Annotated in this window: 11 protein-coding genes; 2 read left to right on the plus strand and 9 right to left on the minus strand. The window is 69.9% G+C overall.

What is annotated here, in order from left to right; genetic code table 11:
- Positions 1-116 precede the first annotated feature (116 nt).
- From C1I99_RS06220 to C1I99_RS06245, 6 genes are read right to left on the minus strand one after another with little or no spacing between them, the layout of a single operon-like run.
- Positions 117-968 (minus strand): sugar phosphate isomerase/epimerase family protein, encoded by an 852-nt coding sequence (locus tag C1I99_RS06220; RefSeq protein ID WP_111133257.1) that lies wholly within the window; start codon positions 966-968, stop codon positions 117-119.
- Positions 965-2,140, minus strand: coding sequence for an ABC transporter substrate-binding protein (locus C1I99_RS06225; RefSeq protein ID WP_111133243.1), 1,176 nt, complete (start codon positions 2,138-2,140; stop codon positions 965-967). Before C1I99_RS06225 ends, C1I99_RS06220 begins: the two co-directional genes overlap by 4 nt.
- Before the next feature lie 30 nt (positions 2,141-2,170).
- Complete coding sequence (locus C1I99_RS06230; RefSeq protein ID WP_111133244.1) at positions 2,171-3,184, minus strand: ABC transporter permease; 1,014 nt, start codon at positions 3,182-3,184, stop codon at positions 2,171-2,173.
- Complete coding sequence (locus tag C1I99_RS06235) at positions 3,181-4,206, minus strand: ABC transporter permease (protein WP_111133245.1); 1,026 nt, start codon at positions 4,204-4,206, stop codon at positions 3,181-3,183. Before C1I99_RS06235 ends, C1I99_RS06230 begins: the two co-directional genes overlap by 4 nt.
- Positions 4,203-5,705, minus strand: coding sequence for a sugar ABC transporter ATP-binding protein (locus C1I99_RS06240; protein WP_111133246.1), 1,503 nt, complete (start codon positions 5,703-5,705; stop codon positions 4,203-4,205). The genes C1I99_RS06235 and C1I99_RS06240 overlap by 4 nt, the downstream gene beginning before the upstream one ends.
- Positions 5,702-6,829, minus strand: coding sequence for a Gfo/Idh/MocA family protein (locus tag C1I99_RS06245; RefSeq protein WP_111133247.1), 1,128 nt, complete (start codon positions 6,827-6,829; stop codon positions 5,702-5,704). Before C1I99_RS06245 ends, C1I99_RS06240 begins: the two co-directional genes overlap by 4 nt.
- 132 nt (positions 6,830-6,961) lie before the next feature.
- Between C1I99_RS06245 and C1I99_RS06250 the strand changes: the two genes are divergently transcribed.
- Positions 6,962-8,134: an ROK family transcriptional regulator gene (locus C1I99_RS06250; RefSeq protein ID WP_111133248.1), complete on the plus strand. Its 1,173-nt coding sequence runs from the start codon at positions 6,962-6,964 to the stop codon at positions 8,132-8,134.
- Positions 8,135-8,466: 332 nt separating this feature from the next.
- Positions 8,467-10,563: a hypothetical protein gene (locus C1I99_RS06255; protein WP_146603905.1), complete on the plus strand. Its 2,097-nt coding sequence runs from the start codon at positions 8,467-8,469 to the stop codon at positions 10,561-10,563.
- Positions 10,564-10,718: 155 nt separating this feature from the next.
- Here C1I99_RS06255 and C1I99_RS06260 read toward each other — a convergent pair whose 3' ends face one another.
- From C1I99_RS06260 to C1I99_RS06270, 3 genes are all read right to left on the minus strand, one after another.
- Complete coding sequence (locus tag C1I99_RS06260; RefSeq protein ID WP_111133250.1) at positions 10,719-11,747, minus strand: LacI family DNA-binding transcriptional regulator; 1,029 nt, start codon at positions 11,745-11,747, stop codon at positions 10,719-10,721.
- A 313-nt stretch (positions 11,748-12,060) separates the two neighbouring features.
- Positions 12,061-15,228: a beta-L-arabinofuranosidase domain-containing protein gene (locus C1I99_RS06265; protein WP_233512362.1), complete on the minus strand. Its 3,168-nt coding sequence runs from the start codon at positions 15,226-15,228 to the stop codon at positions 12,061-12,063.
- Between the two features lie 322 nt (positions 15,229-15,550).
- Entirely contained in the window at positions 15,551-16,609 is a 1,059-nt protein-coding gene (locus C1I99_RS06270; RefSeq protein ID WP_111133252.1) for a hypothetical protein, read from the minus strand.
- Positions 16,610-16,653 lie beyond the last annotated feature (44 nt).

Below are 16,653 nucleotides of genomic sequence, written 5' to 3' on the forward strand. Positions count from 1 at the left end.
GCCAGGTCACGTTCATGAGATGCGGTACCTCCCTGGGGACGCAAGGAACTACTGGTGTGGCCGTGACCGTGCGGCGTGCCGGCGCCGTCGGACTGGTGTGAAATTGACTGTCGGCTCTAGGGCATCACCGCCCGCAGGAACTTCAGTCCGTCCACGGCGATCGCGTCCTGGCTTGCGGCGAGCGGACGCCAGATGGAGGCGGCTGTCGCGATCGTCGCGTTCTCCGCGGTGAACGACTCGATGCACAGCGGGCCGGCGTAGCCGGCCTCGTCGATCGCGGCGAGGATCGCCGGCCAGTCCATGTGATCGGCGCCGGGCGTGCCGCGGTCGTTGCCGCACACCTGGACGTGTGCCACCCGGCCGGCGGCCGCGCGGATCGCCGCCGGGATGTCCGTCTCCTCGATGTTCTGGTGGTAGAGGTCGAGCGCGACCCCGCAGTGCGGCAGGTCGCCGATCGCCTCGAGGGTCTGGCCGATGGTGTTGAGCAGGCTCGTCTCGTAGCGGTTGAGCGGCTCGACGGCCACCGTGACGCCGGCCGCGCCCGCGTACTCCACGACGGGGGCGAGGCTCTCCCGCAGCTGCGTGTACGCCGCGGCCCGCTCGGCCGGTGACAGGCGCCAGGTGCGGCCGACCGAGGCGTACGCCGGCCCGGCGATCACCGGCGAGCCGACCGTAGCCGCGGCGTCCACCACGCCGTACAGATAGTCCTGAGTGGACCGGATGGTGGCCGGGTCCGCCGCGGCCAGCTCACGACCGGGCGGCATCACGAGGCACACGGTGGCGCCGAGACCGTGGTCGGCGAGCACCTGGGCGGCCCGCCTCGGCTCCCAGTCGCCCGGGTTCTCCACCGGGAGCTCGAGCACGTCGAAGCCCCACCCCGCGACCTTGCCCGCGAGGGCGGCCAACGTCGCGTCGGTCAGCGGCGAGGCCCACACCCAGGTGTTGACCCCGAGCCGATGTCCGCTCACCGCCACGGCCCCGGGTACCCCGGCATGTCCTCGCAGCCGCACATCGCGTAGTGCAGTGGCGGCATGTCCTGCTTGACGTAATCCTTGACGTTGTCGCCGGTGATCCGCGGCTGCGGCAGCACCCACTCCTTTGGCACCTGCTCACCCTTGAGGATCTTCAGCGCGGCGATGACCGGGGTGCGCCACTGGTAGGTGGGATAGGTCGGCGCGACCGCGGTCAGGCCCTCGTCGACCCACAGCCGCAGGAAGTCCTGCTGGTCCTCACCGACGATGGCGGGCACGTCGACCCCGGCGTCCTGGAACGCCTCGACCGCGGCGACGGCGGTCGCGCCGGCGTCCATCCACACGCCGTCGATCTGACCCTCGCGCTGGATGTAGTCGGCCACGATGCTCTTGGTCTTGGCCGCGTCGCCGTCGGTGAACTCCACACCGACCACGTCGAGCCCGCTGCCGGCGAAGATCTCATTGGCGGCCGCCCAACGCTGCTCGAGCACATCCACGCCGGGCAGGATCCGCAGGGCGAGGACCTTGCCGCCCGGCTTGACCTTCTCCTTCAGGAACTCCGCGCCGTCCGCGCCGAAGGCGAAGCCGCCGATGGGGTGGATGAAGGTGACCGGGCAGCTGGTGTTGACGCCCCGGTCGAACACAATCACCGGCACGCCGGTCGCGCACGCCTGCTCAACGGCCGGCGTCAGCGTGGCGGTGGTGTTCGGCGAGATGATGATCGCGGCACAGTTCTTGGTGGACAGCGACTGGATGTCGCTGATCTGCTTGTCGTCCTTGGCCTCCGCATCCAGCACGGTGAACGTGGTGATCTCCGGGTGCAGCTTCACCTCCTGCTGCATGGTCTTGTAGCCCACCTGCCGCCACGGGTTGTTCACGGCGGCGTTGGAGAAGCAGAGGGTGTAGTTCCCGCCGGGCTTGGCGAACCTTGCGGTGTCGACCAGTTCCGGCTCGAGCATCTGCTCCCACGGCTTGCCGTCCGGGCCTTGCGGCCTGGCGTCGCGGAACGCCAGCTGGCGGTTGTATTCGGTCTGGTCGAAAAACTTCGACTTGCTTGCGTCAGAAGTGGGTGAACCGCTGGCAGTGGTCGTCTCGTCGGGCAGGTCGCTCGAGCAACCGGCGACCGCGAGCGCGCCCGCCACGACCACCAAGGCCCATCTCTTGGTCATTCGTTGATCTCCTTACTAACCTTGGGGACTTCAGGAGGAGGCGGGTTGCGCGGGTCGCGCAACGTTCCGCTGTTTCGGCCACAACCGCAGCCGCTGCCGCACGCCGCTGCCGAGGGAGGCGTAGGCGACGGCGACGATGATGATCACGCCCTGCACGGCCGACTCGAGGGCGCCGCTCACGCCGAGCAGGTTCAGTAGCGTGAACAGGGCCTCCAGGGACAGTGCGCCGGCGGCGGCCGCCACCACCGATCCGCGCCCGCCGCCAAGGAGCACGCCGCCCAGCACGACGGCAGTGATCGCCCGGAACTCCAGGCCGTTGCCGACCTGCGCCGAGACGCCGGCGAACCCGCCAAGCAAGATCGCGGCGACCGCGGCGAGCAGTCCGGAGAGGACGAACGCGAGCAGCCGGAGCCGGTCGACCTGACCGCCGGACAGCCGTACGGCGGCCTCGTTGTCGCCGACCGCGACCAGCGCCCGGCCGGTGCCACCGCGCATGAACAGCGCCGCGGCTACCAGGATCGCCAGCAGGATGAGCACCGACCACGGGACCTCGCCGAGCACCGGGACATCCACGGCGCCGCGCCCGAACATCCGGAACCCGGCGGACAGTGCGCCGCGTGGGGCGCCACCGGTCCACAGGAAGATCGCCCCGTCGAGCACGAGCAGCATGCCGAGCGTGACGATGAACGACGGCACCAGGAGCTTCGTCGTGACCAGCCCGTTGACCAGGCCGACCAGCAGGCCGAACCCGAGCACGAGCAGGATCACCCACGCCGTTGCCGACTCGCTCCCGTCGATGAGCCGGGCCGCGATGACCACCCCGGCGGTCACCAGCGCGCCAACCGACAGGTCGAACCCGCCGGAGACGATGACGAAGTACTGCCCGATCGCGAGAATCATCAGCGGCGCGGCACGCTTGAGCAGCGCCAGGTAGCCGGACGGCTCGTCGTAGGCCGGGCCGGCGATCGCGAGGCCGATGAGCAGCAGGAGCAGGACGACGAGCACCGGCGCGGTGCCCTCGGCCAAGCGGGGGCGCCAGGTCATGTCAACCTCCCGCGGGTGCGGTTGGCGCTCATGCGCCGGGCGTAGAGCGCGACCGCGGTCACGAGTACGACACCGCGCACCACGTCCTTGAAGAACGGGTCGACCTCGAGGTCGTCGAAGATCGTGTCCAAGGTGGCCAGGATGAGGACGCCACCGATGGTGCCGGCGACGCCGCCCCGGCCACCGGCGAGCAGCGTCCCGCCGAGCACGACGGCGGCGATCGACTCCAGGTCGTACCCGGCGTCGGTGCCGACATACGGGGCACCCGACCCGAGCCGGCTGGCGAGATAGATCCCGGTGAGGCCGGCGGCGACCGAGCACAGCACGTGCGCGGTGACGATGATCCGGCGGGTCGGCAGCCCGGACAGCCGGGCCACCTCGATGTCACCGCCGACGGCGTACATGTGGTAGCCGGAGCGGGTCCGCGACAGGTACCACCAGGACAGCACGGCGACGGCCAGCATGAGCAGCGCCGCGACCGGCACCGGGCCGATCCGGTCATAGCCGAGGTGCTGGAAGCCGCGCGGTACGTCCCCGGCCGGGCCGGTGTAGTTCTCCTCGAGGTAGCCGCGCAGGATCAGCGCCACGCCGAGCGTCGCGATGAACGCGTTGGCCTTGAGGACGGTGATGACCAGCCCGTTGACCAGGCCGACGCCAGCGGCCACGGCGAGCGCGAGCAGCACGCCGGGCACGACCATGCCGTCCCGCCCGGCCATCGTCTCCGCCGCGATCAACGAGGTGAGGCCGACCAGGTAGGCGACGGACAGGTCGAGGGACCCGGTGAGGATCACCATCGTCTGTCCTATTGCGACGAGACCGAGCGCGGTGGCCCGGGTGAGGATGTTGAGGATGCCGCCCTGGTCGAGCAGGACCTCGCCCCGCAGCCCGACGAGCACGCTGCCGACGACGAGCAGGGCGACGAGTGCGATGTAGACGATCACGACCGGGGTGAGCCACCGCTGCGCCGCCGGCCGCGTGGCCTGCTGCCTGACCGGTAGGGTGTTCTCCTGAAGGGTGCTCACGCCACCTCACCGACCCCGTGTCCGGTGGCCAGCGCCATCACAGCCCCCTCGCTCGCACCGGCCGGCAGCTCACCGGCCAACGCACCGTCGTGCATGACGAGGATCCGGTCGCTCATCCCGATCAGCTCGGGCAGTTCCGAGGAGATCATCAGCACCGCCACGCCCCGCCTCGCGAGGTCGCGCAGTATCTCGTGCACGGCCCGCTTCGCGCCGACGTCGATGCCGCGCGTCGGCTCGTCGACGACCAGCACCCTCGGCTCGACCGCCAGCCACTTGGCGAGCACGACCTTCTGCTGGTTGCCGCCGGACAGGTAGCGCACCTCCTGGTGCTCGCCGCGGGCCACCACGGTCACCACGTCGAGCAACGCCGGCACGTCCGACCTCGCCCGGGAGCGTGCGCCGCGCAGCGCGGCGCGGCGCACCAGCAACGTGTTGTCGCGCACGGACTGGCGAAGTGCCAGCCCATCCCCCTTGCGGTCCTCGGTGACCAGCGCGATCCCGAGGCGCACGGCGGTGCGGGGCCGGGTCACCCGCTGTGCCACCCCGTCCACCTCCAACAAGCCGCGGGTGAACGGCTCGACGCCGAACACCGCGCGTGCGACCGCCGAGCGGCCAGACCCTTGCAGCCCGGCCAGCCCGACGATTTCCCCGGCGCGCACCTCGATGTTCAGGTCGCGCACGCGGTCGTTGCCGGCGCCGCGCAACGCGAGGCGGACCCGCCCGAGGTCGTCGGGGACCGCCCGGTCCGGGTAGTACTCGCCCAGGTCGCGGCCCACCATATGCCGGACAAGATCCTCCGAGGTCAGCTCGCCGGTTGGGGCGCAGGTGACGAACCGGCCGTCCTTGAGGACGGTGATCCGGTCGGAGAGGTCGAACACCTCGCGCATCCGGTGCGAGACGTAGAGGATCGCGATGCCCCGCTCGCGCAGCCGGCGTACCAGGTCGTAGAGCAGCTCGACCTCGTGATCGGCGAGCGCGGCGGTCGGCTCGTCCATGCCCAGCACCCGAGCGTCGGTCGACAGCGCCTTGACGATCTCCACGACCTGCCGCTGGGCGACCGACAGCGACGACACGTTGTCGGCCGGATCGATCCCGTCCTCGCCGAGCCAGTTCAGCAGCTCGCGGGTGTCGGCCACCATGCGCCGCCGGTCGACTTGCATCCGCCGCACGGGCTCGCGGCCGAGGTAGACGTTCTCGGCGACGCTGCGATGCGGCAGTAGGGTGAACTCCTGGTGGATGATCGCGATGCCGGCCCGCTGCGCGTCGGTGGGGCTGGCGAAGGACACCTCGGCGCCGTCGACCTCGATGGTGCCGCCGTCTGGCCGGTGCACCCCGGCCAGCACCTTGAGCAGCGTGGACTTGCCCGCGCCGTTCTCGCCCATCACCGCGTGCACCTCACCGCCCCGCAGCTCCAGGTCCACCCCGCGCAGCACCGGCACGCCGAGGAAGGACTTGGTGATCCCGGTCAGCCGCACGCTCGTCGCTATGCCGGGCGTCATACCGGCACCTCTCTCCACGCGCCGTCCGCGGCCGCGGAGGCCAGCACCGCGTCGGTGATCCGGACGGCGCGCAAGCCGTCCGCGAACGTGGGCAGGCCGTCCGGGACGTCCTCGCCGCGCACCGCCCGGTAGGTGTCGGCGACGAACGCGTCGAAGCAGTCCTGGTAGCCCTGCGCGTGCCCGGCGGGCAGCCGGACGTAGCGCGCCGCGGAGGGGTGCAGCGTTCCTGGGTCACGCAGCAGCGTCTGGCCACCCTCGCGCCGGCCGACCCACAGCCGCTCCGGGTCCTCCTGGTCGAAGCCGAAGCTCGCCTCGGTGCCGGAAAGCTCCAGGTGCAGCCGGTTCTTGCGACCGGCGGCGACCTGCGACACCACCAGCGTGCCAACCATGCCGGCGGCTGTGGTGAAGTGCACGGCGGCCAGGTCCTCGGTGGGCTCCCCGTTGCTGCGGGCGCGCTCGTGCACGACCGCGGTGCGCGCGGACAGGCGGGCGATCCGGTCGCCCGTAACAAACTCGAGCAGGTCGCACCAGTGCGAGCCGATGTCGGCGAACGCCCGCGACGGCCCGCCGAGCGCGGCGTCGACCCGCCAGTCGTCGTCGGACGGGCGGGACAGCCAGTCCTGGAGGTAACCGCCGGTCACGCTGGCGACGACGCCGGCCTCGCCCGCGGCCAGCCGGGCCCGCAACTCGCGCACCATCGGGTGGAAGCGGTAGACGAACGGCACCGTGGCCACCCGATCGCCGGCCGCCTCCACCAGCGCCACGGCCTCGGCGCTCCCCGTGGCGAGCGGCTTTTCGCAGATGATGTGCGCGCCGGCGGCGAGCGCGGCGGCGGTGACGGGGGCGTGCGACGCGTTGGGCGTGCACACATGCAGCACGTCGATCTCGGCGTCGTCGAGCAGGGCTGCCAGGTCCGGGTAGCCCTCGTCCGCGCCGACCGCGCGAGCCGCGGCGGCGGCGCCCTCGGGGCGCGACGCCACCGCGGCGACGACGGTCGCCCCGGCGCGCCGGGCCGCCTCCGCGTGCACCTGCCCCATGAACCCCGCGCCTACAACCGCCACGCGCAGCGTCTGCTGCTCGGATTCGAGCCCACCAGGCGCCGTTGTTAGATCGGTCACAGACATGTGACGACGGTAACGCCTACTTATGACGATGGTCAACCAAAAGCTACGTCGATGCCGCCCATCCTGAGGTGATCAACGTCCAAAGTCCTCGTGTCGGCCGACGGAACGCGGCCGTTTCGCTTTAATTGGGGGATGAACCTCGGGCAAAGCGCCGCTCCGACGTCGCCCGGCGAGCTGCTTCGGCTGCTGCGCGACGGGCAGGCGCGCACCCGTGCCGAACTCGCGACCGAGACCGGACTGGCCCGGTCGACCGTGCGCCTGCGTCTCGACGCACTCATGGACGCCGGGCTGGTGACCGACTGGGGAAGCGACGCCGTCACCGGCGGCCGGCCCGCGAGCAGGTTCGTGTTCAACGCCCGCGCGCGGGTGGTACTGGCGGCCGACGTCGGGGCCACCCACGCCGCCGTCGCCATCGCCGACCTGACCGGTGAGCCGCTGGCCATCGAGAGGCTCACGCTGGATATCGCCGACGGCCCCGACGCGGTGCTCGGCCTGCTCATCGACACCTGGCGACGGATGCGCGCCAACCACGGCCCCACCGCCCCCGTCGCCGGCGTCGGCATCGGGCTGCCCGGCCCGGTCGAGCACTCGACCGGCAAGCCGACCCACCCGCCGATCATGCCGGGCTGGAACGGATACGACGTGCCCGCGCGGATCGCCGCCGACTTCCCCGTGCCAGTCCTGGTGGACAACGAGGTCAACCTGATGGCGCTCGGGGAGCACGTCCGCTGCTTCCCCGACGAGGCGCACATGATCTTCGTCAAGGTCGCAACCGGCATCGGCTCCGGCCTGATCAGCAACGGACAGCTGCACCGAGGCGACGTCGGCGCGGCCGGCGACCTCGGGCACATCCTGGCCCCGCACGCGGGCGACGTGCTCTGCCGCTGCGGCAACAGCGGGTGCCTGGAGGCCGTGGCCAGCGGCCCCGCCATCGCCGCGAAGCTGCGTGCCGCCGGCCTCGACGCGACGAACAACGCCGACGTCGTGGCCCTCGTGCAGGCCGGCAGCCCGATCGCCGGCCAAGCCGTGCGGCAGGCTGGCCGGGACATCGGCGGGGTGCTGGCCGCCGGCGTCAGCCTGTTCAACCCCTCGCTGATCGTGATCGGCGGGGCGCTCGCCCAGGCCGGCGAGATGCTGCTGGCGGGCGTGCGGGAGTCCATCTACCGTCGCTCGCTGCCGCTGGCCACCGAGCGCCTGCGCATCGTCACCTCACAGGCCGGCTCGAACGCGGGCGTCGTCGGCGCCGCGGCGATGGTCGTCCAGCATGCCCTCTCCCCCACCGTGCTCGACCGCGAGCTGGCCTGAACCGCGCGGGGGGGCGTCGCGCAACGCCGTCGACAGTCCCACCGCGCGGACTGTCGGTATATCTACAATGCTCTGAGTGGCGGGGCAACCGGTGCTCCGCGTCTCCGGCCCGCGAGCCCGACCACATCCTCGACAGCCACATCGGCCAGGGACTCCCGAAGGCCCTCGGTCCCGGCGAGACAGGCAAGGTCACCGTCGACCAGTGGTACGGGCTGATGTCCTCCCGGTGCTCCCCTCTCCGCGTACCGCCCGGACATCGACGGGGTTGCCGCAGGGCCTCGGGACTCCTACGCTGATTCGGCCACATTCTTTCTCCTCTTCACGGGGCCTTCATGCGCAGGATCCGCAGGGTCCTCGGCGTGCTCGTCGCCGGGGTCTGTGCAACGGCCGTGGTGCCCGGGGTGGCGGCCGCACAGCCCACCTCGCCGTTCACGGTCCTCACCGTCGACGTGGGCGACGCCTACGGCAAGCCGGTCGCCAAGTCAGGTGTATACGACGGGAACGGGTCCACGGTGACCGGTCGGGCGTACGCCACCGGCGGCGTGAGCATGGGCGTAAGCGGCCTGCCCAACGGCTCCACCATCGCGGTCCGGGCCACCCCGCCGGTGGGCCAGAGTTTCGTCGTCGGGAAGGTCTACCAGACCGCCGGCTCCGCGGACGCCACCCGGGCCGGCCTCGACATGTCGTCCGACTCGACCGGCTGCAACGGTGCGCAGAGCTACGGCTCGCTGACCGTGCGGGACGTCTTCCACGACGAGGCGACCGGCGCGGTCGTCTCGTTCGCCGCCGCGTACGAGTTCCACTGCTCCGCCAACGACGGCGCGGTGACCGGCGAGATGCGCTGGAACTCCGGCTTCACCTACATCGGTGTCGTCTCGTCGCCCGCGCCGCTCGACTTCGGCCGGGCCGCCGTCGGGCAGTACGCGGACAACCGCACGGCGTCCTTCGTCGTCAAGGGCACCGAGGACAGCAACTTCGAGGCGGCCCGGATCACCGGGCCCAACGCGTCGTCGTTCCGCATCCTCGGCAACAACTGCTCCGGCCGCAGCTTCTGGCCGGGCGAGTCCTGCGGGGTCACCATCATGCCCGAGCCGCTGCGCGCGGGGAACCACATCGCCAACCTGGAGCTGACCGACAACAGCGCCTACGGCAAGCGCGTGGTGCCGCTGAAGGTCACCGCGTACGACACGGTGATCGGCATGTACTACCCGTTGGCGCCGCAGCGCCTGATGGACACCCGCAGCGGCCTGGGCCGGCCCGTGCCCGGCCCGATCGGTGCCGGGGCGGCCGTTGAGCTCCAGGTGGCCGGGCGGGGCGGAGTGCCGGCCGACGGCGTCGGTTCTGTCGTGCTGAACGTGACCGTGACCGGGCCGACGGCCAGCAGCTTCCTCACCCTCTACCCATACGGCGAGTCGACGCCGACCGCCTCCTCGATCAACTTCCCCGCCGGCTGGCTCGGGTCCAACAACGTGACCGTGAAGCTCGGCGCCCAGGGGAAGGTGTACATCTACAACCGCAACGGCTCCACCCACGTGGTGGTCGACGTGGTGGGCTTCTACGCCGCCAGCGACACGGTGAAGAGCAGCCTGGGCTGGGGTGGCCACTACCGCCCGGTGCAGCCGAGGCGGCTCATCGACACGCGGCCCAGCCCTCTGGAGGCGGGACAGCGCATCGAGAGTCAGGCCGACTTCGGCCCGGCCAGCCCGCACGTCAAGGCGCTGGTCCTCAACATCACTGCGGTCAACCCGGCGAAGGCGGGCTTCCTCACCGCCTGGGCCGGTAGTCCGGAGGTGCCGACCGCCTCGACCGTCAACTACGGCGCCGGAAAGGTGGTGCCCAATCTGGCCTTCGTGCGGACCCGTCCGTGCACCGACTGCGGTCCGGCGTACGCGGTCCCGAACTACTCCATCTACACCTCACAGAAGGCTGACATCGTGGTGGACCTGGTCGGGGTCATCGACGACGGCTCGCTACCGGACGGGCTGCGGTTCACCCCGCTGAGCCCCACCCGAATCGCGGACACTCGCGTCAATTTCGGGACTGGGGCGCTCGCCCCCGAGGAGACCGCGACGATCACGGCGCCGTCGACCGTGGTCCGGCCGGACACCGAAGTGCTGGCGATGAACGTGACCGCGATCGCGCCGTCGAAGAACACCGTGCTCACCGTCTGGCCGGCCGACACCGAGATGGCCAAGCCGGGCGTGAGCAACCTGAACCCGGCCGCCGGGCAGATCGTCTCCAACGCCGTGATGGGCGGGATCGGCCCGAAGGACGCGTTCAACGTCCACAACCTCACCGGGACCGTCGATCTGGTCGCCGACGTGGTCGGGCGGTTCTACCTGTACTCGGGCACGGCCAGCACGGGCACCCTCGCCGAGCCGCGGCCGCTCACCGCGCGCGGGACCGGGTATCCGACTGACACTCCCTGAAGAGGGCGCTCCGGTGACGCCCGGGGCGCCCTTCCACGTACAGGCCGGTTGCGTACAACGGCAGACGCGCTCGATTCCGCCGATTTCGCATCATCCGCAGAAGCTCTGGCCGCTCAGGCCACTCGACCGGCCCGCGATACCGCATGCCTCGGGACTCAACGGAGGGGCAAGGTCGACTCGCGCATCACGAGGCGGCCGGGGAACTCCTCCGAACTGGATACGGCGCCGTCGATGGCTTCGAAGAGTCGCTGGCCGGCCACGACGCCAAGGCGCTTGAGGTTCATGTCGATGCTGGTCAAACGCGGGCGGGAGTCCGCGGAGATCGCCTCCCAGTTGTCAAAGCCGATCACGGAGATCGCGCCCGGCACGTCACGTCCGAGGTCACGCAGCGCATCCAGGACACCACGGGCGATCTGATCGCTGCCACAGAAGATCGCATCGACCTCGGAGTGCCGCTCGACGACCATGTGTGCTGCGGCTCGCCCCCAGGACTCGTCCCACGACCCGAAGTACGGCCGATCGCCGACCATTCTCAAGCCGGCGTCGGCGAGTGCCGCCGCCGCTCCCTCGGCACGGTCCCGTGCCGCCTGGAACCCGGCCTCACCGGTGATGTGGGCGATGTTGCGCCGCCCGCACGCCAGCAGGTGCTCGATGGCGAGCCGTCCGCCTCCCACGTTGTCGACGGTGATCGAGATGTCGTTCGGGTTCGCGGAGGGGGCGTAGACGTAGACGACCGGCACGGGGAGGTTGCCGGCCAGCGGCGGGCGAGGGTCGGTTCGGGAGCCCACGACGATCAGCCCGTCCACGCGACGGGACAGCAGCGCCCGCACGTGGTGCTTCTCCCTGATCGCGTCGCCGCGCGCGTCGCACAGGAAGACCGAGACCTGCCCCGCCCCGAAGGCGTCCTCCGCGCCCATGAGGATGGGGATCGAGAAGCGTCCCTCCAGATCGCTGGTCAGCAGGCCGACCGTCCCGGTCCGGCCACTGAGCAGGCCGCGGGCGAGGGCGTTCGGCGCGAAGGACAGCAGTTCCGCAGCCTCCAGCACCCGGACTCTCGTGGTCGCCCTGACCTCGCCGCGCCCGTTGATGGCCTTGGACGCGGTTGCGACCGACACTCCGGCAAGCTTGGCGACATCGGTGAGGGTGGGTGTCCGGTTGGCGGGGGCCTCGGGCTCAGTGGTCATGTGGTGTTCCCTCCCAGCGACCGGCACATGTGTGGTGCGCGGCGACAGGCCGCCTCGGAAGTGCCCTTGACGGCCACCCCGAGCGGAAGTAGACCTCTAAAACGTTTTCGACGATGTTTCGGTGCGATTGCAGGCCGGTAGAGCGTCATCGAGCCTCTTACCTAGGCCGAACATACACGGAAGCGCCAGCCGCCCCGGTGGCAGGAAGGGACCCGCCCGTGGGGCTTTCGAAACGCCCTCGAAAGGGTCGCCGCGACGCGCCGGGTAGTGGGCGGTGGCGGCGCCGGGTAGGACGCCGCCACCGCATTCAGAGCTAGCAGCTGGTCGCGTCGTACGGAGCCTCGATCTGCGCGGTCACCGGCGTACCGTCGACCATCCCGGTGATTTTGACGATCGCGGTGCCGGCCGAAACCGAGGCGCTACGGGTGTTGAACGCCTGGTAGGCGGCCTTCCCCGGGGCGACGCCAGGCACCGTCCGCGAGCCGTATGGCGTGATCAGTTCGATGGTGAGCGGCACCTTGTCGGCGTTGCGGGCGTTGACGGAGAGGTAGGCGTTGGCGCCGGTGCACTGCGCGCGAGCCTGGACCTCGACGTCCCACGTGGATGCCGGCTCGAGTTCCTTGTTCGATTGTGCGGCGTACGAGACGATGAGATCCTTTTCCGCTTCGGTGAAGGTGCCCGCTCTGACGAACGCCTCGGCAGTCTCGGTGACGGTCGACACGAACTGGCCGTGGTTGGCGAAGGGAGCCTGGTCCCAGACCAGATCGAGGAAGGTCGGACCGTCGGTGCCGGGCGAGGGAACGCCCGACACCGGGATGTCGTAGTTGGGCAGGCTGTCGTTGCGCTTGTGATTGGGCACACCGGTGTCGATGGATCCGAACACGATCGTCGGCTCGACCCGCCGGAAGTACGACGAGGCGGCCTGCGTGTCGCCGATGTAGTACGGCCTCAGAGTGAAGCCGTGCGTGGTGAAGAGAAGGTCGCCCGCCGCCGTGGTGCTCGCGTGAGTGATCGCCGAGTGCGAATAGTCGCCGTCCCGCTTCAGATGCCGGAACAGGGACAGCTCGCGGTAGTTACCAACGCCCGGGTTCCCGAGGATCTGCATGAGGACCGGACCCCAGAAGATCGACTGCGTATCGGGGCGATCCGGCGCCCGCTCGATCCGGATGCTGAAGGGCATCCGGATCTCGATGGTGTCGCCCGGCGTCCAGGTCCGGCTCAGCGTCAGGTAGCTTCCGGGCTTGGGGGTGACGTTCTGAGTGGCGCCGTTGATCGTGACGAAGAAGCCCTTTTGCACCCAGCCCGGCACCCGTAGCTTGATGTCGAGCGGGCCGCTGCCGTTCACGGTCAACGTGGTGTGGTCCGCCCGCGGGTAGTTGGTCTCCTGGGTGATGGTGAAGCCTTTTTCGGCCCAGGTCAGCGTCGATGCCGCGTACAGGTTGACCCAGAGTGTCCTCCCGTCGGCGGACTTGAAGTAGATCGTCTCCTGGTACTTGGTGTGGTTTTCCACGCCCGTGCCACCGCAGCAGGTGCCGAGGTTGCCGTAGCTGCGGGTGGCGCCTGGGGTCAATGGCTGGAAATACGTGACCTGTGGGTTGTTGACGTTCGTGTTGTCGGCGCGCGAACCGAGGATCTGATTGAGCAGGCCCCGCTCGTAGTAGTCCATGTACGCCGGGTTGTGCTCGTGGAAGAACAGGTTCCGCGCCAGCTTGATCAGGTTGTACGTGGTGCAGGTCTCCGCGCCGCCCTGGGCGATCGAGTTCGCGATGTTGCCACGGTTCTGGAACAACTCGATGTTGTTGTTGGAGCCCGGGTAGTTACCGCCCGTTCCACCGTTGCCGTACATGCGGTGTGGGACGACCATGCCAAAGAAGTTCTTGGCGGCCTGGAAGTATTCGGGATCACCGCTGTGCTCGTACACGCGCAGGTAACCGACGAATTGCGGCACGTGCGAGTTGGCGTGCAACCGATCTGGACGGCGGCGGCCGGGATTGGTCTGCGGCGTCGTGACGAGGATGTCGCGGTTCTCGACGCAGGCGTCGAAGAGTGACTCCCGGTTGTCGAAGAACTTGGCGGTGGTCAGGTGCTTCGCGTCGCCGGTGAGCGCGTAGATCTCGGGGAATACCTCGTTCGCACCCCCGGTTTCGCCGGCGATGTAGAGGTCCCACATGTAGTTCAGGTTGTCCCGGGTGATGGGGCCCGTGTACGCGGGATGGTTCTTGTCACCGACGGTCAGTGCGAGGTGAGCCCAGCTTGCCATCTTGACCACCATGTCGAGGGCCGTCTGGTTGTCGGTGTGGTAGTACGCGTCGAGCAGACCACGCATGATCTTGTGCTGCGTGTACCACGGCGCCCAGGTATTGGTGGCCGCGTTGCTGCCGTAGACGGCCCACCTCGGCGGGCCGAGTCGGAGCACCGCGTCCTCCGGGATCGCCCCCAGATAGCCCGGGTGGGTCGGTATCCAGAGGGCGCTTCCGCCGCTCTGGGTCGCCACGATGCCACCGTCTCGGCCGTTGGGCGAGGCGTCCCTGATCGTCGACCCATCCTCCTCCTCGAACCGGTACCAGGCGATCGACCCGCCGCCGGTGCTCCCGGACGCCGAGTCCAGCAGCGACCGGACCTCCTGCTCAGTCAGAGCTCGGTCGAAGATGTGGAACTCGTCAACGGTCGCGTCCAGGTACGGGTCGCCGTACTGCGACCGCCCGATCCATCGATTACCTGGGTTCCCGAGGTCGGCCGGGCTGAGGGTCATGTTCGAGTTCCGGCCAGCCCGCTGACCGTTCACGTACAGCGTGCCGGTGTTCTGCGTCAGAGTGACGGCCAGGTGCACCCACTGGTTGGTCGGCAAGGCCGCAGTGCCGTCGATCCGCTGCTCCCCGCCGCTACCGCTGACCGTGATCGCGAACCTCGGCACGTTGCCCGCGACGCCGGCACGCGGGGTCAGGAACATGTTGATGGTGGTGTTCTGACCGAAGTCGAACAACCGGCTCCAGCTCTGGGTGGATGCCAGATTGACCCACGTGGCGATCGTGAAGTCGGTCAGCTGGCTGATCGCCTCCTGCGGAAGCGTCCCGTACTGCGCCCGGCTGGGGCCGTTGAGACGCAGTCCGGTTCCGAAGCGGCCCGGCACCCGGTCGATCGGTGGCTCCTCCGGGTCCTCGCCGCCGCCGCCGTCGCCCATCCGCGCGGTGATCGCGGCCTGGCACGCCGCGAGTTCGTCGACCATCCAGTCGAGTTTGCTCTTGAAGATCGGCTCTCCGTGGTCTGCGTAGCTCTGTGCCAAGGCCGTCATGAAATGGCCGGCCCAGTGACCGCTGAGCAGCCCGCCGTCCTCCCAGCCACCCGGTACGGGAACGCCGGGCGGGTTCGGCCGACCGGCCTGGTTGTTGAACAGCACCAGGAAGCGCCGCTCGTCGAACTGCCGAAGGTAGTTCTTCATGCGGTCGCGCTTCTCTTGGAGCAGGCCGTCGCCCAGCGTCACGTCGCGTAGCCGGAATGGCCTCACGGGGGCGGTAGCCCCGGGGCCGAGGTCGGTCGGGCTCGCGCCGAGGGCGGTCGGGCCGGCTGTCGCGCTGGCGGCTGTCGCGGCCTGGGCAGCGTTCGCCGGGAGTGTGCCTTCGGTGACCACCACAGCGGCGGCACCGATGGCTGACGCCTGAAGAACGTGACGTCGACTGACAGGGAACGTGTTGGATTGGACCACTTCGAATCGTCCTTCCAGGTGGGCGTAGGTGCTGATGGCCCGGCCAGCCTCCCGCTCGGTCGCCGGGTTAGATCAACTGATCGGACCGGTTCGTGGCCGGCTAGCCACCCGCGAGAGCGGATTTCCGGGCTTCTTCGCGACCCTCGCTCCGAGCGCGGGCGAGCAACTGGGCGAGCCGCCGGCGGCGCCGCCGGGCGGTGGTCCGGTACGCGAGGACGAGCACGACGAGGATGGCGGCGAGGGCGAGCTGCGGCCAGGGCACCACCCACACCGTGGCGGTGGCGCTGGCCGGCCGGATCTCGGCACCGGTCCGGTCACCGCCGATGGCGGCGGGAGTCACGTCGACACTCGTCCGTAGCGGCCCCAATCCCCAGACTCCGGCGACCCGGGCCTCGACCTCCCGGCTGCCGCCCGGTAGTAACTCCCCCACCTCACCCGGGGCATCCCCGCTGACCAGACCGAACAGTTCCGCAGTCGTCACCCGGCCGCTGCCGGTCACCGCGACGTTGCCCCCGTTCGTCGCGGTGTACCTGACCTGGATGGTGCCGGCCGAGAAGGGATTCCACGAACGTCGGTACGTGACGGCCAGGTCGCTGACCGACAGGGCCGTGGTGACCGTGCCGCTGGCGCGCAGCATGACCCGGAACCCGACCCGACTCTCCACCGCCACCGTGCCCCCGGTGCTGGTCACCGTCGCCGCGATACCGGCGGGATGATCGCCGGGCGTGGCGTCCTCGGGCACGGTGATGGTGAACGGCACCACCGTCGTTGACCTGGCCGCGACCGTCACTCGCTCCTGCACCCGGATCCAGGTGCCGCCACCCACCGACTCACGGTCGGACGACAGCATGTTGAATCGCCCCTTGTCCGTCAGGTAACCGTCGGCCGTCTTCAAGGCGAAGACCACCGGGGAGTCGCTGAAGTTACGGACCGCCAGGTGCTCGGTCACCACCTGCCCCGGATCGAGCGTGACCTCGATCCACCGGCGACCGTCCGGGCCCAGCTTGTTGGCCGGCTGCACCGCCCAGGTGACCGTCGGACTCGTCGGCTCCGCCGCAGCGGGGAGCGGCGCGATCGACACGGCGACGAACACCGCAGCCAGCACGGCGAGCGTCCGCAGCGACACCTGCGAAGACACCCACGACACGGTTCGGATCATGACGCAGTCCTTCGACGCAGAAGAGGTGGTGGGGGTGGTGGGGG

Origin of the sequence: Micromonospora deserti, from assembly GCF_003236335.1 — a bacterium.
Classification (GTDB): Bacteria; Actinomycetota; Actinomycetes; order Mycobacteriales; family Micromonosporaceae; genus Micromonospora; species Micromonospora deserti.

What these genes read in the sequence shown, in the direction of transcription:
- C1I99_RS06225 (WP_111133243.1), bottom strand. Translation starts at nt 2,140, where the DNA reads ATGACCAAGAGATGGGCCTTGGTGGTCGTGGCGGGCGCGCTCGCGGTC.
- C1I99_RS06230 (WP_111133244.1), bottom strand. Translation starts at nt 3,184, where the DNA reads ATGACCTGGCGCCCCCGCTTGGCCGAGGGCACCGCGCCGGTGCTCGTC.
- C1I99_RS06240 (WP_111133246.1), bottom strand. Translation starts at nt 5,705, where the DNA reads ATGACGCCCGGCATAGCGACGAGCGTGCGGCTGACCGGGATCACCAAG.
- C1I99_RS06245 (WP_111133247.1), bottom strand. Translation starts at nt 6,829, where the DNA reads ATGTCTGTGACCGATCTAACAACGGCGCCTGGTGGGCTCGAATCCGAG.
- C1I99_RS06250 (WP_111133248.1), top strand. Translation starts at nt 6,962, where the DNA reads ATGAACCTCGGGCAAAGCGCCGCTCCGACGTCGCCCGGCGAGCTGCTT.
- C1I99_RS06255 (WP_146603905.1), top strand. Translation starts at nt 8,467, where the DNA reads ATGCGCAGGATCCGCAGGGTCCTCGGCGTGCTCGTCGCCGGGGTCTGT.
- C1I99_RS06260 (WP_111133250.1), bottom strand. Translation starts at nt 11,747, where the DNA reads ATGACCACTGAGCCCGAGGCCCCCGCCAACCGGACACCCACCCTCACC.
- C1I99_RS06270 (WP_111133252.1), bottom strand. Translation starts at nt 16,609, where the DNA reads ATGATCCGAACCGTGTCGTGGGTGTCTTCGCAGGTGTCGCTGCGGACG.